Here is a 24,925-nt window from a genome sequence, read left to right as displayed (position 1 = left end):
ATTGACATGAGCCTGAATTTCTCCGAGGAACAGCTCGCCTTCGCGGCGGCCGTGACCGATTTCTGCAAGCGCGAGACCGGCACTCGCGAGCAGCGCGGGGACGGCCCGCACAACCAGGCGGTCTACGAACGGATGGCCGCGCTCGGGTGGCTCGGCGTGACCGAGTCCAGCCTGGTCGACACCTGCCTGTTCCTGGAGCAGGCGGCCTACGGGATGGCCCCGATCGGCGGTTTCGCCACCTCGGCCATCGTCGCCGGGGCGGTCCGGCGCTTCGGCAACGAGTGGCAGCAGACCCTCGTCGGCGGCGGACTGGCCGGCGGCCGGACGTTCTCGATCGCCATGTCCGAGCCGGAGGCCGGCAGCGACGTCGCCGCCCTGACCTGCCGGGCCGAACCCGGCCCGGACGGCGGCTGGGTGATCAACGGGCAGAAGACCTGGTGCTCGAACGCGCACTTCGCCGACGCGATCCTGCTCGTCGCCCGGACCTCGGGCGGTCCCGGCGACCACGACGGGCTGACCATGCTGCTGGTCCCGGCCGGCACCCCGGGGATGCGGGTCAGCGGCATCGACACGATGGGCGGGCGCGAGGTCAACGACCTGTACTTCACCGACTGCGCGCTGCCGGCCGACGCGGTGGTCGGCGCGGTCGGCCAGGGGTGGCGGCAGCTGATGGCCGGGCTGAACCTGGAACGGCTGATCCTGGCCGCGCTGATGCTCGGGACGGCCCGGCGGGCGTTCGACGACGCGCTGGCCTACATCAAGGAGCGCAAGCAGTTCGGCCGGGCCATCGGCACGTTCCAGGTGCAGCGTCACCGCATCGCCGACCTGGCCACCGAGCTGGAATGCTGCCGGCTGCTCGTCTACCGGGTGGCCGAGCTGGCCGACCGCGAGCCCGGGCGGGTCCTCGCGCGGGAGAGCTCGATGGCCAAGCTGAAGGCGACCACCCTGGCCAAGGAGGTCGCGCTGGCCGGGATGCAGATGATGGGCGGGTACGGCTACGCGACCGAATACGACATGGAACGCCACGTGCGGGCCACGCTCGTCTCCACGATCTACGGCGGGACCAGCGAGATCCAGCGCGACATCATCGGGAAGACGTACGGGCTCTGAAAACCCTACATTCGGCGATCCCCGGTCCGATGTTTCCCTGGACCGGGGAGGTTGATGTGACGAGGCTGCTGCGGGATCCCGTCCTGCGCACGCTGGTCGGACTGACGGTGCTCGCCTACGTCCTGTTCTTCGTGCTCGACGGCCGGCCCGGCGACCAGACACGCGTCTACTGGGCGGCGCAGGTGCCCCTGGACTTCGCGCTGGCCCTCGGCGGGTGGCGTCTGCGGCAGCTCGCGCACGCGCGGTTCCGCCGCTTCTGGACGATGATCAGCTTCGCCGGGGCGTGCTTCACGGTCGGCGACAGCTTCCAGACGCTGCACACGTTCATCGCGCCCGGCGTCCCGTCGCTGGACGGCGGGGCCGTGCAGACGATCTTCTTCGCGGTCGGCATGAGCAGCAACGTCATCGCCTGCCTGATCTTCCCGCAGGGGCTCACCACGCGGCGCGAGAAGTTCGTCTTCTGGCTCGACGCGACCACCGTGCTCGTCGGCGGCGGCGTCGTGGCCTGGTGCTTCGCGTTCAACCCGGTCTCCGGCGGCGACGTCAACCGGGTCAACGACAGCGTCACCGCGGCCCTCGTGCTCGTCGCGACGTTCTCCGCGACCAAGGTCGCCCTGGTCCAGTCACCGCCGATGCGCCGGATCGCCGCCTGGCCGATGGTCAGCGCCGCCATGGTCCAGGGCGTGGCCACGTTCCTGCCCGGCGATTTTCAGACCCTCGATCATCCGTACGTCTTCGCCATCCGCCTCGCGCCGTCGCTGCTGATCGCCCTCGGGCCGTGGATCCAGCAGGTGATCGTGCGATCCGGCGAGGCGCATCAGCCGAGCAAGCGACGACCCTACAGCCTTCTTCCGTACGGCATGGTCGGCATCACGTTCGTCGTCTTCTTCATGATGCTCCCGGACCGGACCAGCTCCCAGATGCTCGGCGCCACGGTCGGCGTCGTCGTGATCACGTGCCTGGTCGCCGGGCGGCAACTCGTCGCCTTCCACGACAACTCCCTGCTGCTCGGCCGCCTCGACGTGGCCATGCAGGAACTGCGTGACCGCGCGTCCTACGACGGTCTGACCCGGCTGGCCAACCGCACCCACTTCGGTGAGCTGATGCGTGACAGCCTGATGCGCGACTGTGACGGCGCCGGCGCGGTCCTGCTCATCGACCTGGACGACTTCAAGACGATCAACGACACCATGGGTCACGCGTCCGGCGACACCCTGCTGGTCGAGGTCGCCCAGCGGTTGCGGGCCGCCGTCCGCGACGACGACGTGGTGTCGCGTCTCGGCGGCGACGAGTTCGCCGTCCTGCTGCCCGGCGCGAGTACCGAGGTCGCGGCCCGGGTCTGCGCCGAGATCCTGCGCCGCCTGGCCGAGCCGGTCGAGATCCAGCACCACACCATCGTCACCCGGGCCAGCGTCGGCGTCACCCAGGCCCGATCCGGCGACGACCCGCAGACGTTGCTGAGCAACGCGGACATCGCGATGTACGAGGCGAAGCGCCGCGGCAAGGGCATGTGGGTCGCGTACACCGAGGAGATGGGCTCCCGGATCAGCGCCGAGGCCGTCCTCATCCGCGAGATGAACACGGCCATCGAGGAGGGCGAGTTCAGCCTGGTCTACCAGCCGATCGTGCGCCTGGCCGACGAGCGGATGACCGGCGTCGAAGCGCTCATCCGCTGGAACCACCCGACCCGGGGCACGGTGTCGCCGGCCGAGTTCATCCCGATCGCCGAACGGACCGGGCAGATCGTGGCCATCGGCCGGTGGGCGCTGCGCGAGGCGTGCCGGCAGGCCGCCCGGTGGCGCGAGGAATTCCCCGGCGCGTTCACCGTCGGCGTCAACGTGGCCGGCCGCCAGCTGCGCGACCCGGAACTCGTCGCCGACGTGGCCGCCGCACTGGCGGTCAACAAACTGCCGCCGGAAGCGCTCAGCATCGAGGTCACCGAGACCGCCGTCCTCGACGACGAGGAGTCCAACGAGGCCCTCGTCGCGCTGCGCGGGCTCGGGGTCAAGCTCGCCCTGGACGACTTCGGGACCGCCGCGTCGTCGCTCGGACTGCTGCTGACCTGCCCGGTCACGACCCTGAAACTGGACCGCTCGTTCGTCGAGTCGATCAACACGGTGGGCCGGCAGTCGGCGGTCGCGACCGCGGTCAGCCAGATGGCGTCGGCACTCGAACTCGGGTCGGTGGCCGAGGGCATCGAGACGGCCGAGCAGCGGGATCTGCTGCGGAACCTCGGATACGAGTACGGCCAGGGGTACTACTGGTCGCGCCCGGTCCCGCCGGCCCGCATCGTCGAGCTCCGCGCCGCCGACCGCTCACCCGCGGGCGTCGCTTGAGACATCCCGCGGCGCGGCCCGATCGCTTTCGGGCACGCCGGAAAAACCTTCAAGAAGGGCTTGCCGTACGGCGGTGAGCACCTGATCGTCGCTCGCCCCGGCCCGACGGGCGGCCGCCACGAAGTCGGCCGCCTGCCCGGCCAGACCGGCCGGCCGGGTGGGGCGGGGAACGTCGGCCACCCGGGTACCGCCGCCCCGGCGGGACGTGACCAGGCCGGTCAGCTCCAACTCCCGGTAGGCGCGGGCGACCGTGCCGACCGCCAGCCCCAGATCGGCCGCGAGCTGCCGGACCGGGGGGAGCCGCTCCCGCGCGGGCAACGTGCCGAGGCCGATGAGGTGGGCCAACTGGGCGCGGATCTGCTCGTAGGGCGGGACCGGGCTGGTCGTGTCCACGCGCAGCTGAGCGGTCACCGGATCGTCCGCGCCGTGAACGTGCCGGCCGCGAGGACGGTCAGCCCGGCCAGCGCCAGGGCGGTCCAGTGCGCGAGCGGGTAGATCGCGGACGGGCAGCCGGCCCGGCCGAGGGCACCGGCCGCGAACAGGGCCGAGCCGGCCAGCGGGGCGGTGACCAGGACCCCGCAGGCGGCCGTGATCGTCCGGGCCGACGTGCGGCGCAGATCGTCGTCGGCGGTTCCGGCGCCGACCCCGGCGCCGATTCCGACCCCGGGCCCGGTTCCGGCTGGGGTTCCGGCGTTGGCTCGGTGGGCGGTTTCGGTCAGGGCCGGGCGGCGGATTACCGCGCGGAGGGCGAAGGCGGCGGCGGCCAGGCCGAGCAGGATCGCAGCGCCGATCGGCAGACTGTAGAAGCGGCCCGGCCACGGGGAGGCGCTGGTGACCAGGTCACCGCAGGCGACGGTGAACGCGCGACCGGCCCGGCCCCGATCGTCGGCGTCGGCGGTCAGGCCCGTGGTGGTGAAGAAGGCCGCGGCCAGAACCGTGAGAGCGGCGACCCCGCGGGTCATCCGGCGCGGCAGGTAGTCGCCGGCCCTACGCACCTTCAGGCCGGCGATCCGGGTCGGACCGGCCGGGCCGAGGGCGGTGAGCTCGCCGATGATCACGCCGGCCAGCAGGCACAACGCGAACGCCGGGGCGGCCAGGGCCAGGCCCAGCCCGAGCCGGTCGGCGGGGGCGGCGGCCAGCGCGGCCGCGGCGACCAGACCGGCGGCGAGGCCGGCCAGGCGCCAGACGCGGGTACGCTTCGCCTCCATATTTGTATCAATCACATGACACAAGTTAGGCGGCGTCGCCGATTTGTGTCAACACAAGTCCCCAGGACTGCAGGGTGGCGGCCCGGCTCGCGGCATGCTCGAAGACGGCGGCGGCCAGCCAGGCCCGGGCCAGATGATCGGCGTCGTGCGGGTCGAGGCGGCCGAACACGTCCCGGGTACGGCGGCTGCCGGCCGCCCCCAGCGCGGTGAGAACCGCGCCGGCCGTGGCCAGATGGGCGGCGGTGAGCCGCCGGGCGTCCTGGTCGACCCCGGAGAGCAGCGCCGCCCGCCCCGCCGCGACGACCCGTTCCAGCTGGTGTCGCAGCAGATGAAGCGGGGGCGGCGGGTACTCGGCGGCCGGCGGCCGAACGCCTTCGAGCCGTTCTTCGGGCCGGTCGGCGCCGACCCGATCGCCGTGCGGTCCGGCCGCAGGCTGGTCCTGGGCTGGGCTGGCCGGTCCATGCGCGGTCTGGTCTTGGGGTGGGCCGGCGGTGTCCAGGTCGGCTCGGGTCAGGGCGGTGGCGCCCAGGTCGATGTGGCCGCCGCCGAACCCGCTGGGCAGCCAGCCGGCGGCGAAGGCCAGGCCGTCGACCCGGCGCGGACCGGTGAAACGGCCGATCAGGCGGATCGACCGGCCGGCGGCATGCGCGGCGAGGAGCCGGAGGTTGGTGACGTAGGGGAGTGCGGGGTCCTCGTGAGCGGCGCCGACGGTCACGGCCCGGCCCCCGGCGTCGAGCAGCAGGCCGTGACGGTCGGCGCCGAGGATCACGCCGTCCAGGAAGGCCAGGTCGTGCGGGGCCGGGCGTTCGTGCGCCGGAAGCGCGGCGGCGGACAGCCAGCGGGCGGCCTGGTCGGCCGGTTCGACCTGCCAGAGCGCGTCGAGCGGCGACTCGAACCAGCCGGCGCCGGTCGCCGACACGGCCTGCCGCGCGCGGCCGTGACTGAGCCGGCCCGCGGCCGAGGCGTGCGCGTTGACCGCCCGCAGACCGGCCCGGGCCAGGGCGTGATGACTCAATCGGACGTCACCGAGATCGACCGAACCGCGGACCGCGTCGGCGGTCGCCGGTTGATCGGCCGGCCGGACGTCGGAGATCACCCAGAGGCGCCCGGTCGCGTCGGCCAGGTAGGTCGCGGCCCCGGCATGCCCGGTGGCCGTGCGGATCGGCTCGCTGAACAGCCCGTACAACCGCAGGTCACCGACCGGTTCGTAGTCGCGCCGGGCGGTTCCGGCGACCGTACCGTCCCCGATGGACAGCCGATGGCACGCGGCCAGCACCTCGCGCAGGTCGTCGGCGAGGTCACCCCGGCGGAACCCGGGATCCTCCCGCCGGCCGGACCGGAGCCGCTCGACGACCCGGATCGCGGCCGCCGCCGGGGTGTGCAGGCCGGTCGCCCGCGCCTGGTGGACGGCCCGCAGCAGGTCGGCCTGGGCGACCGCGCCGGCCCCGGGCATCCCGTTGGCCAGAACTGCGGCGGTCGCCGCCCAGAGTCCCCGCGCCGCGGCCGCTTGCGCGGGACCGACCTGCGCTGTCCGTTGCCCTTCAGCGCTGCCCGATGAGGCGCTCCCTGATGAGCCGCTCCCCGATGACCCGCTCCCTGATGAGGCGGCTTCCGGTAGGACGGCCTCCGCAAGACCGGCTTCTGGCTGGGCGGACTCTGCCGGGGCGGCTTCCGGCGGGTCGGCCGACCGGACCGGCGCCGCGTTCAGCACTGCCGCCCGGTGCAGGCATTTCGGTGCCAGCAGGCAGCTGCACACCGCGTCCCCGGCCGTCACCACCGGCGCCCTCAGCGCGATCGACACCTGCCCGTCGGGCCGGACCGTGACCCCCTCGCCCGTCTGCTCGACCGGCCACGTCGCGACCTGGGCGACCACCTCGTCCAGCCGCTTGCGCAACCGGGCCGGGAGCAGCGCCACCGCCTCGGCCGCCACCGCGGGATCCACCGGTGGAAGACTCATCGCACTCGATCCCCGATCCATCCGGCCAGCTCGGCCGGGCTCAGCGCGGCCACCGGCATCCCGGCCGCGACCAGCTGTGACGCGACCCCCGTGCTGTACCTGGGCCGCCCCTTGTCGTCGAGGCTGGCGCAGCCGAGCATCGTCACCCCGTCGTCCACCAGCGCGCGGACCGCCCCGAGCAGGTCACCGATCGGCCACCCCTCCTCGAAGTCGCTGATGGTCACGACCAGGGTCCGGCTCGGCACCAGCGCGATCTGCCGCGCGTACCGCACCCCGGCCGCGATGTGCGTACCCCCGCCCACGCTGATCTCCAGGAGCAGCGACAGCGGATCGCCGACCCGGTCGGTCAGGTCGATGACCTCGGTGGAGAACGTCACGAAATGTGTCCGCAGCGCGGGCACCCCGGCCAGCACCGAGGCGGTCAGGGCGGCCCAGATCGTCGACTCCTCCATCGACCCGGAGACGTCGACGAGAAGGATCACCTGCCAGTCGACGCTGCGTCGTCCGGGACTGCGGAACACCGGCTGCTCGGGGACGATCTGCGGCCTTCCGGCCGGATCATTCCGTACGGCATGAAGGTTGCGCCGCACGGTGGCGGCCAGATCCAGCCGGCCGGTCGGCCGCCGGGTCGGCCGTGGTGTTCCCAGCCCGGTCAGCGCGGGCCGGATCCGCCGCGCCAGCTGCGCGGTGAGGTCGTCGGTGAGCCGCGCGACGAGCGGCCGCAGCTTGGCCAACCGTGCCTCGGGCAGGCCGCCGGCCATCGACAGCACGGCGTGCAACAGGTCGATCGAGGGCCGGACCCGCTCCGGATCGGCCGCCAGCACCGCGTCGAGCCGCCCGCGTTCGGCGGCCCGGGCCAGGACTTCGTCCCGTACGGAAGCTCCGAAGAGATCTTCAAGATCTTTCAACCAGACCCGCACTTCCGGGTACTCCTTCTCGCGTCCCGCCCGGCCCGGCCCCACGGTGTAGGCGCCCTCGCCCCGCCCGTCCCCGTACAGCTCGTCGAGGGCCGTGGCCAGCCGACGCTGCCCCGGCGGAAGTTTCTCCTGCTCCCGCCCGAGCAGCAGCCGCCACCGCTGCCCCACCGGGATCCCCCCGACCCCACCCCCGCTCGTATGGTCCAGGCCCGTCCGCCGTCCACCGCCCGCCGCGTCCTCGCCCGCGGCATGCGGCTGTGCTGCCGGGCCCGGTTCGGGCTCGGGCCGGTCCGCGGCCTTCGCCGCGTCGCCGGAGTCGGCTCGGTCCGCGCCGCCCCCTCCGGACCTCAAGTCGCCCCGGCCCGCGCCGGGATCCGTGGGATCGCCCGCGGCGTCGTTCTCGAGGAGGCCGAGGGCCGTCAGCGCGGCCAGCCCGGCCCGGTCGGCCGCGACCCAACCGGCCACCGTCGCGGGGTCGGCGGCCAGGTTCTGATCGAACTCACCGTGCCGGTCGGTGACCGTGTGCAGCAGACGATCCCGGTCGGCCGGGCTGAGCGCGTCGAACCCGCCCCGCAGCGCGGGCAGCCGCCGGACGAAGTCGTCGTCCGGCATCCGCTCCACGGCGTCCATCAGCGGATCCAGGAACTCGCCGCCGGACTGCAGCAACGCCCCGGCCACGCTGAGCGCGCCGCGCAGTCGGTCCGTGGCCCCGGCGTCCGGCCGGTCCACCCAGGAGGCCATCCGGGTCCCGAACGCCTCCGGTTCCTCGTGCCCGAGCAGCACGCCCACCGCGTTCGCGGCCCCGCTCATCAGCGGCGATCCGTCCCGGACCAGCCCCTGGACCGCCCGTCCGAGCCGGAGCCGCCGCCCGGCCTCGTCGGCCGCCTGCACCAGATCCAGCAGCGCCCGTGCATCCTCGATCCGCGTGGACCCGGCCAGCCCACCGACCGCCGCCACCGCCGCGGCATGAAGTTCGTCCCGAGCCGCCCCCAGCCCGGCGACCACCTCACCGCCCGCGCTGTCCTCCCTGCTCAGCGCGGGGGGCTCGGCCGTGCCGTCCGCGCCGCTCGCCCCGGGAGCGCGCCGGCCCGTGGGGTTCAGGCCGGGGATGTGCCCGCGTGCGATCCGGCTGAGCAGGTGCAACCCGCCGATGATCTGCTGGAGGTCTCCGCCGTGGCCGACGGCCTGCCGCAGGTCGTCGAGCCGGTGCCGGGCCAGCTCCGGCAAGCCGCAGAGCGCGGCCTGTTCCAAACCGGTCAACGCCTGCTCGGGGGTCGGCCCGCCGGCCTGTTGTTCCCGGTGGCGCCGGGTGGCCAGCATGCCTTCGGCGGCCTGGGCGAGGGTGACCCCGTGCAGCCCGGCCAGCGCGATCGCCGCCTCGGTGGCCGGGGTCCATGCGGCCCGCCAGGTGGTGGTCAGGGTCTCGCCGCCGGCGACCGGCCCGGCCGGACCGGTGTCCGCGTAGGGCACCCGGCACGCCGCAAGCCGCTGTATGGCCAGTTCACGGGCCCGGTCGGTGGGGGAGCGGAGAGGGTCGAGGCGTACCCGTTGATAGGGCCGGCCCGGCCCGGGCAGCTTCAGCGCGGCCAGTTCCCGCTCGACCGCCGGGCGGAGTCCCGTGACCGGCGCGCCGCTGGGCAGGCGCCCGCGCTGCCGTCCGATCAGGACGTCGGCCATCGCGCGGGCCACGCCCCGCCCGGCCCCGACCGGGGCGCCCTGGGCAAGAACGGTCTGCAGCGCTTCCACGAGCTCACCCCGGCCGGGGGCGGGCAGCCGTCGCAGCCCGGCGAGGTCCCCGGCCAGCCGGGCCACCTCGGCGGCCTCACCCGGGCCGGCCGGTTGTCCCTGCTCGCGCAGCGCCCGGGTGACCTCCACGGCGAACCGGTCGGTGGCCGCCCGCAGCCGGTCCGGGTCGGCGCCGCCCTCGAAGACGGCCTGCTGCCAGCGCGGGTCCCGAATGCCGGCCGGATACCCGGACCGGGCGTCGAGCAGCTCGAACGTGTACGGCACGAGCGAGATCACCGGCCCGGAACCACCGGCCGGAGCCGAAGACCCGGGCGCCTCGGATGCGGAGGGGGGCCCGACGGGCAGCAGCGCGGGCGCGTGGAAAGCTCCGATCACCGCCGACACCCGTCCGGCCACCCGCCCGAGATGTCCCCGCAGGCAGGCTTCCCGTCGCAGGTCGAGCGGCTCGATCCCGTACGCCGAAGAATCTTGTCGTAAGGCCCAGCCGGCGGCGATGGCCGCCCGCCGGACCGCCTCGGGCGAACTTCCCGGTGCCTCGGCTTCGACCCACCGATCCCAGAGATCATCCCCGGCCCGTCCGGAGAGCGTCGCGTGCACGGCATCCCCGAGCGCGCCGCCGCCCGCCCCGGAAACCCGGTCGACCGACCAGGCCGGATCGGTCAACGGAAGATCCCCGCAGATCACCGGCACCCCGGTGCGACGCGCCCACCGCACCGCCGCCAGCTCGGGGCTGAAGTCGGCGAACGGGTAGAACGCGAGCGACTCCCCGGCCGCCGCCAACGCGACCGGCGCGACAGTATCCGGATCGGACAGCCACCCGATCCACGGCTGCATCTCGGCCGGCAGTTCGACGAGCACGGTTTCCGGCCGGAACGCGTCGAGCAGTGCCGGGACGGCCGCGGCCAGCACCGGCGAGTGGTGCCGCACCCCGATGAGCTGGATCCGCGGATCCCCGGCCAGGCGATCGATCTCGGTCCGGAGGTCAGTCGCGGAGGACATCGCGGTGTTCCCACAGCTGGCGCCACATCCGCGAGCCGGCCTCGGCCCGCCGTCGCAGGGCACCGTCCCAGTAGGCCAGCAGCCGTTCCGCGTCGGACGGATCGTCCTTGCGGACCACCCCGAGCAGATGCCCCGGGAGCAGCGACAACGGGTCCGGTCCGGGCAGGTAGGCGGCCGACAGCCCGATCGACGCGGCCACCGCGACCGCCTCGGCCGTGCTCATCACCGACGACGGCCGTTCCACCTCCCAGCCCTCGGCGCTGGTCCCGGTCCGCAGGTCGCGGAACGCGACGACGAGCGTCTCCAGCACCGCCTCGTCCACCGCGAACCGGGCCCCGCCGCGCTCCACCGACGCCCGCGCCTGCCGGGTGACCAGCGCGACCTCGGCGTCCAGGTCGGCGATCGGCGGCACCACCTCGAAGTTGAACCGTCGCTTGAGCGCGGCCGACATCTCGGACACCCCGCGGTCGCGCAGGTTCGCGGTGGCGATCAGGCAGAACCCGGGCACGGCATACCCGGTCGCCCCGTCCTGCCCGGCCAGCTCGGGCACGCTGATCCGGCGCTCCGACATGATCGACACGAGCGCGTCCTGCACCTCGGGCAGGCAGCGGGTGATCTCCTCGACCCGGGCGACGGCGCCGGTGGTCATCGCGGTCAGGATCGGCGACGGCACCAGCGACTCGGCCGACGGGCCCTTGGCCAGCAGTAACGCGTAGTTCCAGCCGTACCGCAGCTGGTCCTCGGTCGTGCCCGCGGTGCCCTGCACGGCGAGTGCGCTGGTCCCGCAGATCGCGGCCGCGAGCAGCTCGGACAGCATCGACTTGGCGGTGCCGGGCTCGCCGACCAGCAGCAGGCCGCGCTCCCCGGCGAGGGTGACGACGCAGCGTTCGACCAGGGCGCGCTCGCCGACGAACTTCGGCTCGATGACCCGCCCGTTCACCGGCCGGCCGCCGGAACCGGTGATGAACGTGACGACCGCGCGTGGTGTCATCCGCCAGCCGGGCGGGCGTGCGCCGTCGTCCGCCGAGGCGAGAAAGGCCAGCTCATCGGCGTAGCGATGCTCGGGTGGATCGATCTGACGGGCGGCGGTCACCGGGTCTCCTCCAGGTCGTGGTAGCGGGGCGCGTCACCGTCGGTGACCCGGCCCCAGGCGGTGCGGAACAGGCGCGGAACCGGCAGCGGCGGGACGGCCAGGCCGCCGTACATCGAAATCTTCCAGGTCTCGACGGGCCGGCTCGGCGCCCGGGCCGCGTGCCAGCCACCCGGCAGGAAGACCGGGCGCCCGGCGCGGGCCCGCTTGGCGGCGACCACCAGGCCGGCCTCGGTCAAGGTCTGCTGCGCTTCGCGCAACGCCTTGACCGACCAGCCATTCCATTTCTGTACGGATTTGTCGACCGGATCCGGCAGCGCCAGCAGCTGCAGGTAGTAGGCGGCGGCGTCGGCGCCCAGCCCGTGCCGCTCGCGCACCTCACCGACCAGGTCCGGAACGCTGATCCGCGGGTCGTGGAGGAAGCCGCTCACCCCGCGCGGCCCGGCCACCACCTCGTCGATCCACCCGGACAGCACGGTCCGCAGCGCCACCGCCGTCCCCTCGTCGACGAACCCGATCGCCGGATCGTCGATTCCGGACAGCCGGCTCGGCGCCACATGGTGGAACACCTCCGACCGCCAGGCCGCGCCGTCGACCAGGGCCGGCCCGGCCTCCGGACGCTCCCCGGCCTCGTGCGACCCCCGGCCGACGAGCAGTTCGGGGTTGCGCAGGCGTTCCCGGACCAGCCGCAGAGCCTCGGGCAGCGCGACCCGCACCGGATCGTCCACGGCCAGGTGATACGCGAGCCAGGGCAGGACGGCGGCCGCCTCGGTCAAGTAGCGCCCGTCGAACGGCTCACCCTGATCCGATGCGGTCGTCAACGTCCAGGGCGAGGGCGCCTCGGTCCGCCCGTCAGTGCTCAGCCAGTCACCGGGCGCGGGCGCCCGGATCGCCTGCAACACGCCGGCCGCCCGCGATTCCTCGATCACCTTCCCAAGATCAAAAACCAGTTCATCCGGTACGGCGGTCCGCCGCCCCCGCAGCCCGATCCACACCTCGGCGATCGCCGCCACGTCCGGCCCCTCGTCCCACAACCGCCCCGGCTCCACCGGCATCGCCGCGTCCAGCAGCGCCACCCGCTCGGCGAAGCTCAGCCTCAGCAGCCCGGCCCGCCCGACCCCGGCCTGCGCCGGCGTGAGCCCCAGGAGTTTGCGCTGGACCGGGGTCAGGAAGTTCGCCTCCCACATGGCGATCCCGGGCAGCCCGGCCAGCATCAGCACCGCCTCGGACCGGGCCATGCCGGTCGCCGTGACCAGCGCCTCGGCCGCCGCCGGTCGCCACGGCGCGGGCCCCCGGGCGGCCAGCACCCGGAGGAACTCCCGCAATCGATCACCGGCGAGCCGCCCGCTGGGCCGGAACGAGTCCCGCACGGTCATCCCGTCCGGCAGCCCGAACTCGCCGTCGGCCGCGACCTGGATCCCGGGGCGCCGCCACCCGGCCGAGTCGTCGCGCTCGGGCGCGAACATCAGGGTCGTCCGTGAACCCTCACGCAGCACGAACGTCTGGCCGATCGGCATGCTCTCCTGCGTGATCGAGTACACCCGGATCGCCCGGCCGGTGCCGTCCAGCGGTGTCCCGGCGACCGTGCCGAGCAGCGCGGACAGGGCCGCCCGCCGGTCGTCGCCGGTGAGCGGGCTCGCCGCGCGCAGGGCGAGCGCACCGATCCCGGCGACCAGGCTCGTCCACTGTGCGCTGACCGCGGACAGCGGCACCGGATCGGCGGTCTCCGGGGCCGCGAGCATCGCCCCGGCCCGCTGGATCTGCTCCAGGATCCGGTCGGCGCCCGGCTTCCCGCTGTAATACGTGGTGTTCCCGGTGCAGAGCCCGTCCCAGGCCAGCCGCAGCGCGCCGTCACCGGCGGTCGGCGCGGGCGCGGGCGCCGGCGCCGGCTCCAGCAGCGGCGCGATCTGCGCGATCCGCCGCCGCAGCGTCACCGCGCGAGCGACGACCGCCGCGACCCGCTCACGCAGAACCGGATCGGTGACCTCAGGCAGGTGCTTCGCCACGTTGCCGCGAGCCGCCGCGACCAGAGCCGCGGGCCCGGCCGCCGCGACCAGAGCCGCGGGCCCGGCCGCCGCGATCAGAGCCGCGGGCCCGGCCGCCGCGATCAGAGCCGCGGGCCCGGCCGCCGCGATCAGAGCCGCGGGCCCGGCCGCCGCGATCAGAGCCGCGGGCCCGGCCGCCGCGATCAGAGCCGCGGGCCCGGCCGCCGCGATCAGAGCCGCGGGCCCGGCCGCCGTGGCCAGGGCCGCGGGCCCGGCCGCCGCGGCCGGCGTCTCGTGTCCGGCTGCTCCGGCCGGCGCCTCGGGTCCCGCCACATCGATCATCGAGTCGTCGGTGTCGAGCAGCGCGGCCGCTGTCCGCTCATCCAGGGCGCGCAGCGCGACCGACCCGGCCTCGTCCCGCGGCCGCATCGCGTGCCACCACTGCACCGGCGGCACGGTCCCGGTCACGTCGGGCTCGTCGGAGACCAGCCGCCCGTCGGCCGTCCACAGCCGGACCTCGCCCCGCGGGTGACCCCACACCCGGGTCACCGCCACCGGCTCGGCCGCCCCGGGCAGCAGCAACGCCCCGACCAGCATCTCCAGGTCGTTACCGCGGGAGTCCCGATGCCGGTTGCGCTGCGGCAGCGTGACCCGCCGCCCGTCGATCCCCTCACCCACCAGCACGTCGGCCTCTTCGGTAACCCGCCAGCCGGCCAGCCCGTCCCGGACACCGAACGGCGACCCGGCGAACTCCGTCGGAACCGGCCGCAGCCGGCCGAGGCCCGGCACGACGCCGGGCACCGCGAAGAACTCCGGCCCGCCGAACCGCCCGCCCTCACCGGTCCGCGGGTCGAACTCCCGCCACTCCAGCCGCCCTTCCTCGTGCCGTTCGCACCGCCAATAGGCCCGCCCGTCGGTGGCCACCGGATACGACTCCGGACCGAACGAACGCCGGTCGCCGGCCCGCAACGCCTCGCCGCCGACGGTCAGGCCACCACCCGGGATCGGCAGCGCCTCCGGCGGGCCGGCGCTGAACCGCAGCTCGGCGGTGAACACGTCGTCCGGCCGGGACGTCCAGTACGCCGGCCGGCTCGGGCCGAAGCGGACCACCAGCAGGTCACCGTCGACGACCGTGCACTCCCGGCGCGGACCGGCCGCGAACGGGAACACGTGCTCGCTGATCCGCCCGTCCGGCGCGACGACCCGCGCGGCCCGGTCGTCGAACAGCACCAGCTCCGGCCACGACGTCCCGACCTCCGGCCGGGTGAGACGGCTCGCCGCCTCCTCGTAGGCCGGCCAGGTCAGCTCGGCGAGCAGCCCGGCCCGCAACGACCGCGCCAGCACCGCCGGCAGATCCACGGCGAGCAACCGCCGGAACCCGTCCGGTGCGAGCGCGACACCGGCCGGCGACCACAGCGCGCACAACTCCACCAGCGCGTCGTCGAGCGCCCCCAGGGTGGTCGCGCCGGCCGCCTCGTCGACCAGTTCGGCGACCACGCCACGGACGCCGGCCGCACCGAACGACCTCCGCAGGATCGGATCGGGCAGCGGCGGCGTCGCCAGCGACGTGCTGCCGCGCTGCCGGCCGAACCGGCGGCGCACACCCTCCCGGAGCAGCGGCCGCAGCACCGGGTCGGCGGCGACCGCGGTCAGGTCCCGCCCGCCGGGAGCCCACTCGGGCACCACGACACGGGCGGCCGGGCCGATCGGGCCGATCCGGGCCGGCACGCCCAGGCTCAGGCACAGGTCGAGCAGGTCGAGGTCGGCGGCCACCGGCACCGAGGCGATCTCCAGGCCGCCCTCGGCGATCAGCCGCGGCGCCAGCCGCTCGACCAGGGCGAACAGGGTCGCGCGGGTCACGCTGAACCGGCCGCGCCGGAACCGGGTCAGCCAGCCCGCGGCCGGGACGCCGGCACTGCCGTCGACCAGCCCGGCCAGCGCGCCGGTGGCCTCCAGCACCTCCAGCCACAGGTCACCCAGCGCGAAGTCGCTGAACGGCGGATTCGGCAGGATCTCCAGGAGTCGCGCCCGCACCACGGCGTCCCGCTTCCCCACACGGATCAAACTCTTCCGGTACGACCTCCACAGCGCCGCCGGTCCGCGAGCCGTCGCCGGATACGTCAGCAGCAGCGCCGCCACCTCGTCGGCCTCCCGCTCGGCGTCGAGCCCGGCGGCCGCCGCGAGCCGGTTCAGGTCGGCCGCCATCGTGCCGTGCGGTGGCAGCCCGCCCGCCACCCGCCGCAGCGACAGCGCCTTGACCAGTTCGTACGCCTGCGTCTGGCTCTTTCTTCCGATCACGTCCCGCGCATAGGCGCTGAGCATGCCCGCGGTCAACGCCCCGGCCAGCGCGAACTCCAGGTGCACGTCGCGCACCCGCTCCTCGTCCACGGCCAGCCCGTGCGTCTGCTCGGCCCGCCGCGCCTCGGCGAAGCACGTGCCGGCCGCCCGCAGGTTGTCGGCGGCGATGAACGCCCGCCCGGCCTGCTCCCAGAACGTCGGCAGCAGTCGCGGCGCCGTCTCGCCGAGCCGCCGGGCGAGCGCCTGATACCCGTCCCGGGCGGTGCCGGGTTTGACCGGCGCCACCCGGGCCAGCCTCTCCATGTCCGGGACCAGGGCGAGCGCGGGCCGGGCGGCGGCCGGGTCGTGCACCAGCGCCCAGGCCGGGAACCCGAGGGCCTGCCGCGGCGCCCGGCCCACCTCGACCGGCGTCGCGTCCGCCGCGAATCCGAGGAACTCCATGGTCAGGTCCTCGGCCGGCCCGAGCGGGGCGGTGACCAGGCGCACCACTCGGCGGCCGGGCAGCGCCGGGTGCGTGTAGGCCCGGGCGGTCAGCACGTCGTTCATCGAGCCCCCTCCGGCTTCTGATATCCGGGCCCGTCGCCGTCGAGGATCCGGGCCCAGGCCAGGCCGAACTGCCGGGGCAGGGACGACAGCACCAGGCGGGTCGGGCCGACGTCGGCGGTGATCCGCAGCTTCCAGGTCTCGACCGGCAGTTGCGGCGAGCGGGCCGGCTGCCATCCGCCGGGCAGGAACACCGGCCGCCCGGCGCGTTCCCGTTTGGCGGTCACCACCAGCCCGGCCTCGACAAGTGTCTGCTGGGCGGCCCGCAGCCGGGCGACCTTCCAGCCGTTCCAGGTCTGGACGGCCCGGTCGGTCGGGTCCGGCAGGGCCAGCAGCTGCAGGTAGTAGGTGGCGGCGTCGGCGTCCAGCCCGTGCCGCTCCCGCACGTCGTCGACCAGGGCGGGCAGGCCGATCCGGGGGTCGCGCGGGTCGCCGGTGGTGCCCTCGGGGGTGGCCACCGCGTGCTCGATCATCGAGGACAGGACGATCCGCAGAGCGAGCGCGGTGTCGTCGTCGCCGAGCCCGATCACCGGGTCGTCCCGCCCGGTCAGCCGCGCCGGCACGACGCACACCTCGACGAAGTCGCCGTGGACTCCGTCGTCGACCAGGGCCGGCCCGGCGTCCGGCCGGTCCTTCGCCCGGTACCAGGCCCGGCCGACCCGCAGCTCCGGGTGCCGCAGCCGCTCGCGGACCAGCCGCAGCGCCTCCGGCAGCGCCGCGCGCAGCGGATCGCCCCAGGTCAGGTGGTAGGCCAGCCAGGGCAGGGCGACCGAGGCGGCCCGCAGGTGATCGTCGTCGAAGACGCCGTCGGTGGTCAGCCAGTCGCCCGGGGCCGGTGCCGCGATCGCGCGGAGCAGAGGCGCCGCCAGCGTTTTGTCGACGACCCGGGCCAGTCCGGCGATCAGATCGTCGGGGACGGCGACCCGGCGGCCCCGGATCGTGATCCACCGTTCGGCGATCGCCGCCACATCCGGCCCGTGCTCCCAGAGTGCCGCCGGATCGGTCGGCATGGCCGCGTCCAGCAGCGCGACCCGCTGCTCCCGGCTCAGCTCGGACAGACTGGTCCGGGCCGACTCGGCGTGCGGCGCGCTCAGCCCGAGCCGGGTCCGCCGCGCGGGGTCGAGCGCATCCGCGGGCAGCCCGGCCAGCAGCAGAACGGCCTCGGCCCGGCTCATCCCGGTCGCCGCGACCAGTTCGTCCGCCGCCGCCGGTCGCCACGGTGCGGGCCCGCGCTCGGCCAGCCGGGCGACGAACTCCCGCAGCCGGTCACCGGCCAGCCGGCCGCTGGGCCGCAGGGAGCGGTCTTCTCTCGGCAGCGGGGCGAAATCACCGTCCGGGGCGAGCTGGATCACGGTCCGCCGCCACGGCATCGGGAACGGCGCGGGCACGAAACCGTCCGGCGGGAAGATCATCGTGAGCCGGTCGCCGTCGAGCGCCCGGACCTTCACGTCGTCCTGGGTCACCTCCAGCGTCCGGATCGGTGCGCCGCTTCCGTCCAGGGGTGTCCCGGCGATCGTCGCGAGCAGGGCGGACAGGGCCGCCCGGTCGTCCTCCGGGATGGTCGGGGACGCCGCCCGCAGGGCGACCGCGCCGAGGCCGGCCAGCAGCGGCGCCCAGACCGGGGCGACCGCCGGCACGCCGGCCGGCTCGGTGGTGTCCGGCCCGGCCAGCCGCGCACCGACCGCGGCCACCTGCTCCAGGAGCACGCTCGGCCCGCCCGGCATCGGGCCCCGAGGCCAGTCGCACAGGCCGTTCCACGCCCGCAGGAGCGCGTCGTCGGTGATCGCGGGCGTCGTCCCGGCCGGCGGCGGGACCGAGGTCGCCTCGGCCGTGTCCAGGCCGAGGCCGGTCATCTCCTCGATCAGGATCGCCCGCGCGTCGACGCCGGTGAACGCGTCCCGCACCGTGGAGGCCGGCAGGGCGAGCTCGAAGCGCCGGCCCTCCTCCAGCATCCGGCGGATGCCCTGGCGCAGCAGCGGCCGGAGCACCGGGTCGGCGGCGACGGCGGCCAGGTCGCGGCGACCGTCCCCGGCGTCGACGACCCACTTGCGGACGTCGAACCCGTGCACCGACCGCACGTTGCCGATCTCGACCGGCACGCCGGCGGCCACGCACACGTCGAGCACGTCCAGGTCGGCCCGCCAGGGCTGGAGGGCCAGCCGGACCCCGCCCTCGGCGATCAGGCGCGCGGCCATCCGCTCGACCAGCCCGAGCAGCCGTACGTTGCGCCGGTCCGGAAGCCAGAAGTGGTTGCGGTGAACCAGGAACCGGGCGAGCCACCGGCCCGCCGGGACGCCGGTGAACGCCGGGGAGACCAGGTCGTCGGCCGCGCCGGTCGCGTCCAGCAGGTCCAGCCAGAAGTCGCGCACGTCGGTCCGCCGGCCGGGCGGGTCGGGCAGGATCTCCAGCAGCCGGGCGCGGACCGCCGCGTCCCGCCGGCCGAGCCGGACCAGGGCCGTGCGCATCGACTTCCACACCGGCAGCTCGGCGCGGGCCGTCGCCGGGTAGGTGATCATGCGAGCGACGATCCGCTCGATCTCCCGGTCGGCCTCCACCCCGGCGGCTCCGGCGAGGCGGGCCAGGTCGGCGGCGGCCGAGGTGTGCGGCGGCCGGCCACCCGCGATCCGGCCCAGGGTGACGTCCCGGACCAGCTCGTACGCCTCCAGCGGCGGCCGCCGGGCGGCGACGTCCCGCGCGTACGCGCTCAGCGTCGTCACGGTCAGCCCGCCGGCCAGCGAGAACTCCAGGTGCACGTCGCGCACCCGGTCCTCGTCCACGGGCAGCCCGTGGACCCGTTCGGCCCGGCGGGCCTCGGCGAAGCACGTCCCGGCCATCCGCTGGTTGTCGGCGGCCAGGAACGCCCGCCCGGCCTGCTCCCAGAACGTCGGCAGCAGTTCCGGCGCGGTGCCGCCGAGCCGTGCGGCCAGCTCGGTGTACCCGTCCCGGGCGTTGCCCGGCTTGTTCCGGGCCGTCCGGGCCAGTTTCTCCATCTCCTTGACCAGGGCGAGCGCGTGCCGCCCGTGGGCCGGGGCGTGCACGAGCGCCCAGCCCGGGAACACCAGCGTGCCCGGGCGGCCGTGCCCGACCTCGGTCGCACCGGCGGCGGTGAAGCCGAGGAACTCCATGCCGAGGTCCTCGGCCGGGCCGATCGCGGCGACGACGAGCCGGACCACGGTCCGCCCGCCGAGCGCCGAGTGCCGGTAGGCGCGGGCGGTGACCGGGTGCGGACCCGTCCCGGCCAGGATGCCGCCGGCGTCCAGGACGGCGCTCATGACAGCCCGTGGTATCGGGGCAGATCACCGTCGACGATCCGCCGCCAGGCGACGGCGAACAGCTCGGGCAGCGGGCGCGGCACGAACAGCAGCTGCCCGCCGTCCACGTAGAGCGGCAGCTTCCACGTCTCCACCGGCAGCCGGGGCGCCTTGGCGGCCTGCCAGCCACCGGGCAGGAACACCGGCCGCCCGGCCCGCTCCCGCTTGGCCGCCACCAGCAGCCCGGCCTCGGTCAGCGCGGCCTGCGCCTGGCGCAGCGCGGCCGGCTTCCACCCGTTCCACTGCTGCACGGCCTTGTCGGTCGGGTCCGGCAGGGCGAGAACCTGCAGGTAGTACGCCGCGGCGTCGTCATCCAGCCCGAACTGCGCGCCGGCTTTGGTGACGAGCTGGGGCGCGCTGACCCGGGGGTCGTGCGGGTCCCCGGCGGCGCCGTCCGGGGTGGCGAGGACGTCGCCGATCCAGTCGGAGAGCAGGACCTGCAGGCCACCGCCGGTCGCCTCGTCGATGAAGCCGAGCGCCGGATCGTCCGGCCCGGTCAGCTCGGCCGGGGCGACGGCGTAGGTGACCCAGTGGGCGTTGGCGTCCCGGTCGACCAGGGCCGGCCCGGCGTCCGGGCGTTTCTTCGCCTCGGACGCCCCGTAGCCGACCCGCAGCGCCGGGTTCCGCAGCCGCTCGCGGACCAGCCGCAGCGCCTCGGGCAGGGTCGCCCGCAGCGGATCGTCCCAGGTCAGCCTGTAGGCCAGCCAGGGCAGCGCGATCGCGGCGGCGTTCGAGTACCGGCCGTCGAACGGCTTCCCCTCCACCACCGCGTCGTCGCCGGGCCGGACGTCGGTGGTCAGCCAGTCGCCGGCCGCCGGGCCGGCGATCGCCTGGAGCACACTCGCGGCCAGGTCACGGTCGGTGATCCGGGCCAGATCGGCGACCAGATCTTCCGGTACGGCCACCCGCCGCCCCCGGATCCGGATCCACGCTTCGGCGATCGCCGTCACGTCCGGCCCGTCCGTCCACAGCGTCGCCGGCTCGACCGGCATCGCGGCGTCGAGCAGGGCGACCCGCTGCGGCGAGGTCAGGGTGCGCAGGGACGCGTGGGCCACCTTGGCGTGCGCGGCCGACAACCCGAGCGTGGCGCGTTGCTCGGCGCTCAGGAAGTTCGCCTCCCACGAGTCGATCGCCGGCAGCCCGGCCAGCAGCAGGATCGCCTCGGCCCGGGTCATCCCGGTCGCGGCGGCCAGCGACTCGGCCGCCTCGGGCCGCCACGGGGCCGGCCCGCGCTCGGCCAGCAGCGTGGCGACCTGCGACAGCCGCTCGCCGGTCAGCCGGCCGCTGGGCCGCAGCTCCTGATCCACGGTCAGGCCGGTGGGCGGGCTGAAGACGCCGTCGGCCGCGGTCTGTAGCGCCACCCGGGGCAGCTTGCCGTCCGGCCGGAAACCGAAGTACCGCTGCCCGGTCGGCAGCAGCACGGTGAACTGGGCCCCGGCCCGGCGCGCGGGCTCGGCGGTGCTGTCCTTGGGCTGGCTCAGGGCCAGCACACGCAGCGGCGTGGCGCCGTCGAGCGGGCTGCCGGCCAGCGCGGTCAGGAACGCCGCGAGCGTCCGCCGGTCGTCGTCACCGGTCGCCGCGGAGGCGGCCCGCAGGGCGAGCGCCCCCGGCCCGGCCAGCACCGGCGGCCACGCCGTCTCGACCGCCCGCAGCGGCTCCCGATCGGCGCCGGTGAGCAGGGTCGCGACCCCGGTGATCTGGGTCAGGATCTCGTGGCTGTGCTCCGGGCGCCGCCCGTAGTAGTGGTGACCGTCGCGGTCGAAGCCGCACAGCCCGTGCCAGGCCGCCTCCAGCGCCCCGTCGGTGATCGGCGGCGTCGTGGCCGGCTCGGCCCCGGCCGGCTCGTCCAGGTGCCGGGTGATCTCGGCGATGCGCCGTCGCAGCCGCACCGCGCGGGCCGCGACCTCGGCGATCCGTTCGCGCAGCGCCTCGGCCGTGACCCCGGGCAGGTGGGCCACCACGTTCGCGGTCACGGCCTCGCGCAGCCCGACCGTCCCGGTCACCGCGTCGTCGACCGCCAGCAGTGCCTCCGCGGTCGACTCGTCCAGGTCCCGCAGCACGGCCGACCCGGCCTCGTCGCGCGGGCGCATCGCGTGCCACCAGTCCAACGGCGGCACGGTGGTGGTCATCTCGCTCTGCCGGGCCAGCAGGCGTTCCCCGTCGGCGGTCCAGATCCGCAGGACGTGGCTGCCCCGCTCGTAGGTCCGGCTGATCGGCAGGGGCGCCGCCGTGCCGGGCAGCAGCACCGCGCCCACCGGTACCTCGTCGTCGCCGACGACGGCCCGGCGGCCGTCGATCCCCTCGCCGAGGAGCCGGCCCTCCGGCGTCCGGATCACCCGCCAGCCGGCCAGCCCGTCCCGCACGCCCAGCGGTGACCCGGCGAACCCGGGCGGCACCGGCCGCAGCCGGGACGACTCGGCGACCAGGCCGTCGCCGGCGTCGGCGAAGAACGCCGGGGCGCTGACCCGACCCGGGTCACCGGTGCGCGGATCGAACTCGCGCCACTGCCAGCGCCGCTCGTGGTACACCGCGCCGGAGTTCTCGAGTTCGAGCCGCCAGTACGCCTGACCGTCCGCGGCCAGCTGGAAGTTGTCGTCCCAGCCGGTGCGCGGGTCGCCCGGGTGCAGCGGCCGCTGCCCGTTGGTCAGCCCGCCGCCCGGGGCCGGCATCGGCAGCACCGACGGGTAGAGCCGCCAGTCGCCGTCGATCAGCTCGCCCGGCCGGGACGACCAGTAGCCGACCGTGCCGCTCTCGCTGTTCCAGCTCACCAGCAGGTCGCCGTCGACCGAGGCGCAGGCGGTGCGGGACCAGTAGCCGCCGCGTGCGCCGCGCTGCCCGGCCGCCGGGATCCGGAACAGGTGCTCGGTGGCCCGGTCGTCCGGGGTGACGACCTGGGCCGACTGCTCGTCGTGGAGGACCAGCTCGGGCCAGCCGACGCCCTGCTCGTAGCGTTTGAGCCGGCCGGTGGCCTCCTCATAGGCCGGCCAGGCCAGCTCGGCGATCAGGCCGGCCCGCAGCGTCCGCGCGAGCACGGCCGCCATGTCCACACCGAGCAGGCGGCGGAACCCGTCCGGGGCGAGGGCCATGCCGGTCGGCGACCAGAGCGGGGCCAGCTCGGTCAGGTCGGCGTCGAGCCCGGCGACGGCGCTGCCGGCGGCCCGCCCGGTCAGCTCGCCGAGCAGGTCGACGAGCACGTCCCGCAGGCCGGCGGCGCTGAACGACTCGCGCAGGGTCGGCTCGGGCAGGGCCGGGCTGGTCAGCGAGTGACCCTCACGCAGGTAACCGATCGCCTGCCGGAGACCCTGCCGCAGCCGGGGCCGCAGCGCCGGGTCGGCGGCGACGGCGGCCAGGTCGCGGCGGCCGGGCCGGGTGTCGCGCACCCAGCGGTCGACCGAGAAGCCGTTGCCGCGGTGACCCTCGCCGATCCCGGCCGGGACGCCACCGGCCCGGAGCAGGTCGAGGATGTCCAGGTCGGCGTTCCACGGCTGGGCGGCGATGGTCACCCCGCCCTCGGCGATCAGCCGCGGGGTCATCCGCTCGATCAGGGCGAGCAGGCGCGTGTGGCGACCGGGGGCCTCGCCGTGCCGGCGGCTCTTCAGGAACCGTTCCAGCCAGCGGGCGGCCGGCCCGTCCGGGGCGGCCAGACCGTCGGCCGCGCCGGTGGCCTCCAGCAGCTCCAGCCACTGGTCGGTGATGTCGGTGTTCCAGCCCGGCGGGTCGGGCATGATCTCCAGCAGGCGGGCGCGCACGGCGGCGTCCCGCTCACCCAGCCGGACCAGGCTCTTGCGGTATGCCTTCCAGACCGACGGGTGGGCCCGGGCCATCGCCGGATAGCCCAGCAGTTGCCCGGCCGCCTCGTCGGCCTCCCGCTCGGCGTCCAGCCCGGCCGCCTTGGCCAGCCGGCCCAGGTCGGCCGCCATCGTCGCGTGCGGCGGCAGGCCACCGGCGACCCTTCGCAGGGCGAGGGTCTTGACCAGCTCATAGGCCTCCGCGGCGGGGCGCCGGTCGACGACCTCCCGCGAGTAGGACGCGAGCATGGCCGCGGTCAGCCCGCCGCCGAAGGCGAACTCCAGGTGCACGTCGCGCACCCGCTCCTCGTCGACGGTCAGCCCGTGAACCTGCTCGGCCCGGCGGGCCTCGGTGAAGCAGGTGCCGGCCATCCGCGGGTTCTCGGCGGCGAGGAAGGCCCGGCCGGCCTGCTCCCAGAAGGTGGGCAGGAACTGCGGGGCGGCCGCGTTGAGCCGCTGGGCCAGCTCGGTGTACCCGTCCTTGGCGTTGCCGGGCTTGCTGCGGGCGACCCGGGCGAGTTTCTCCATCTCCTTGACCAGGGCGAGCGCGTGCCGGCCGTTGGCCGGGTCGTGGACCAGGGCCCAGGCCGGGAAGCCGAGCGCCTGCCGCTCGCCGTGCCCGACGTCGGCCACCCCGGCCGCCTCGAAGCCCAGGAACTCCATGCTCAGGTCCTCGGCCGGGCCGACCGTCGCGCCGACCAGGCGGACCACGGTGCGGCCGTCGAGCACCGGGTGCCGGTAGGACCGGGCGGTGAGCACCTCGGTGGTCGTCATCGGTCGGCCTCTTCCTCGGTGACGCGGCCGGCGTGCAGGTGGGCGGCCATCCGCAGCCCCTCGGACCAGGCCACCGGCGGCACGTCGGCGGTGGGCAGGTGCTCGCCCTGGGCGTCGGTGAAGGTCAGGTCGGAGAGCTCGGTCTCGTAGCCCGGGTCGCCCTCGCCGATCCAGACCGAGGCGATCACCGCGCGCCCGTCCTCCCAGATGCGGCAGACGGCCGTGCCGCCCTGCACCCGATACCCGGCCGAGGTGGCCCGGGACTGGACGTGCCGCAGCTCCTTGAACTTGGCGTCGCTGTAGCGGCTCAGCTCGCGTCGCTGGTCGTCCGCGTCCTCGGGCCGGTGCCAGACCTCGCGGAACAGCTGCAGCGTGCCCTGCTCGACGCCGAGGTCACCGGCGAACTCGCGCAGGTCCTCCAGGTCGGGCAGGCGGACCGGGTGCGGGATCAGGACCTGCTCGGCGGTGAACCGGGTGGACTCGCCGTCCAGGTCGACGACGCCGAGACCCTTCTCCGGGTCGGCATCGCGCAGCAGCGCCGCGGTCGAGAAGTCGGCACCGACCGGGACGATCACGAGATCCTTCAGCGCGGCCCGCCAGGCGTCGTCGGCCCAGACCTGGGCGATGACCGCGGCCGGCACCGGCAGCGAGCGGATCATCCACCGCTCGACCTCGGCCCGGCAGCTCGCGTCGTGCCGGGCCAGCCACTCGATCAGCTGCCGGAGCCCGGTCACCGCCTCGTGATCCTTGATCGCTTTCGGCACGCTCTTGAGCGGTTTGCCGGCGGCGGTGCGCGCGATCACCTTGCGCCCGTCGACACTCACTTCGTAGTCGGCTCCTGCCGCTACCCAACCCATGGCCAT

11 protein-coding genes are annotated in these 24,925 nt (G+C 75.2%); 2 read left to right on the top strand and 9 right to left on the bottom strand.

Annotated features, from left to right (window positions below; translation table 11 throughout):
- The first annotated feature begins 6 nt into the window (after positions 1 to 6).
- Positions 7 to 1,110 (top strand): acyl-CoA dehydrogenase family protein, encoded by a 1,104-nt coding sequence (locus ACSHV8_RS29990; protein ID WP_436521048.1) that lies wholly within the window; start codon positions 7 to 9, stop codon positions 1,108 to 1,110.
- A 56-nt stretch (positions 1,111 to 1,166) separates the two neighbouring features.
- Positions 1,167 to 3,446 carry a putative bifunctional diguanylate cyclase/phosphodiesterase gene (locus ACSHV8_RS29985; RefSeq protein WP_436521046.1) on the top strand — a complete coding sequence of 760 codons (2,280 nt, stop codon included), beginning with the start codon at positions 1,167 to 1,169 and terminating at the stop codon, positions 3,444 to 3,446.
- Here ACSHV8_RS29985 and ACSHV8_RS29980 read toward each other — a convergent pair.
- Genes ACSHV8_RS29980 through ACSHV8_RS29940 form a run of 9 tightly spaced genes read right to left on the bottom strand, consistent with a single transcriptional unit; the run spans position 3,426 to position 24,886 of the window.
- Entirely contained in the window at positions 3,426 to 3,857 is a 432-nt protein-coding gene (locus tag ACSHV8_RS29980; RefSeq protein WP_436521044.1) for a GntR family transcriptional regulator, read from the bottom strand. The genes ACSHV8_RS29985 and ACSHV8_RS29980 overlap by 21 nt on opposite strands.
- Entirely contained in the window at positions 3,854 to 4,654 is an 801-nt protein-coding gene (locus ACSHV8_RS29975; RefSeq protein ID WP_436521042.1) for a hypothetical protein, read from the bottom strand. The genes ACSHV8_RS29980 and ACSHV8_RS29975 overlap by 4 nt, the downstream gene beginning before the upstream one ends.
- A gap of 25 nt (positions 4,655 to 4,679) precedes the next feature.
- Positions 4,680 to 6,611 carry a hypothetical protein gene (locus tag ACSHV8_RS29970; protein WP_436521040.1) on the bottom strand — a complete coding sequence of 644 codons (1,932 nt, stop codon included), beginning with the start codon at positions 6,609 to 6,611 and terminating at the stop codon, positions 4,680 to 4,682.
- Positions 6,608 to 10,273, bottom strand: coding sequence for a DUF5682 family protein (locus tag ACSHV8_RS29965; protein ID WP_436521038.1), 3,666 nt, complete (start codon positions 10,271 to 10,273; stop codon positions 6,608 to 6,610). The genes ACSHV8_RS29970 and ACSHV8_RS29965 overlap by 4 nt, the downstream gene beginning before the upstream one ends.
- Complete coding sequence (locus tag ACSHV8_RS29960) at positions 10,257 to 11,366, bottom strand: ATP-binding protein (RefSeq protein ID WP_436521036.1); 1,110 nt, start codon at positions 11,364 to 11,366, stop codon at positions 10,257 to 10,259. The genes ACSHV8_RS29965 and ACSHV8_RS29960 overlap by 17 nt, the downstream gene beginning before the upstream one ends.
- A complete protein-coding gene (locus tag ACSHV8_RS29955) occupies positions 11,363 to 16,192 on the bottom strand; it encodes a hypothetical protein (RefSeq protein WP_436521034.1) in 4,830 nt (1,609 codons plus the stop codon). Before ACSHV8_RS29955 ends, ACSHV8_RS29960 begins: the two co-directional genes overlap by 4 nt.
- Positions 16,189 to 19,461 (bottom strand): hypothetical protein, encoded by a 3,273-nt coding sequence (locus ACSHV8_RS29950; RefSeq protein ID WP_436521032.1) that lies wholly within the window; start codon positions 19,459 to 19,461, stop codon positions 16,189 to 16,191. The genes ACSHV8_RS29955 and ACSHV8_RS29950 overlap by 4 nt, the downstream gene beginning before the upstream one ends.
- Entirely contained in the window at positions 19,458 to 24,062 is a 4,605-nt protein-coding gene (locus ACSHV8_RS29945; RefSeq protein WP_436521030.1) for a hypothetical protein, read from the bottom strand. Before ACSHV8_RS29945 ends, ACSHV8_RS29950 begins: the two co-directional genes overlap by 4 nt.
- Positions 24,059 to 24,886: a DUF4132 domain-containing protein gene (locus tag ACSHV8_RS29940; RefSeq protein WP_436521028.1), complete on the bottom strand. Its 828-nt coding sequence runs from the start codon at positions 24,884 to 24,886 to the stop codon at positions 24,059 to 24,061. Before ACSHV8_RS29940 ends, ACSHV8_RS29945 begins: the two co-directional genes overlap by 4 nt.
- Positions 24,887 to 24,925 lie beyond the last annotated feature (39 nt).

This window comes from Actinoplanes sp. HUAS TT8 (assembly GCF_051380535.1).
Taxonomy (GTDB): Bacteria; Actinomycetota; Actinomycetes; order Mycobacteriales; family Micromonosporaceae; genus Actinoplanes.
The sequence above is the reverse complement of the archived record's forward strand: the minus strand, read 5'-3'. Positions and strand labels throughout refer to the sequence as shown.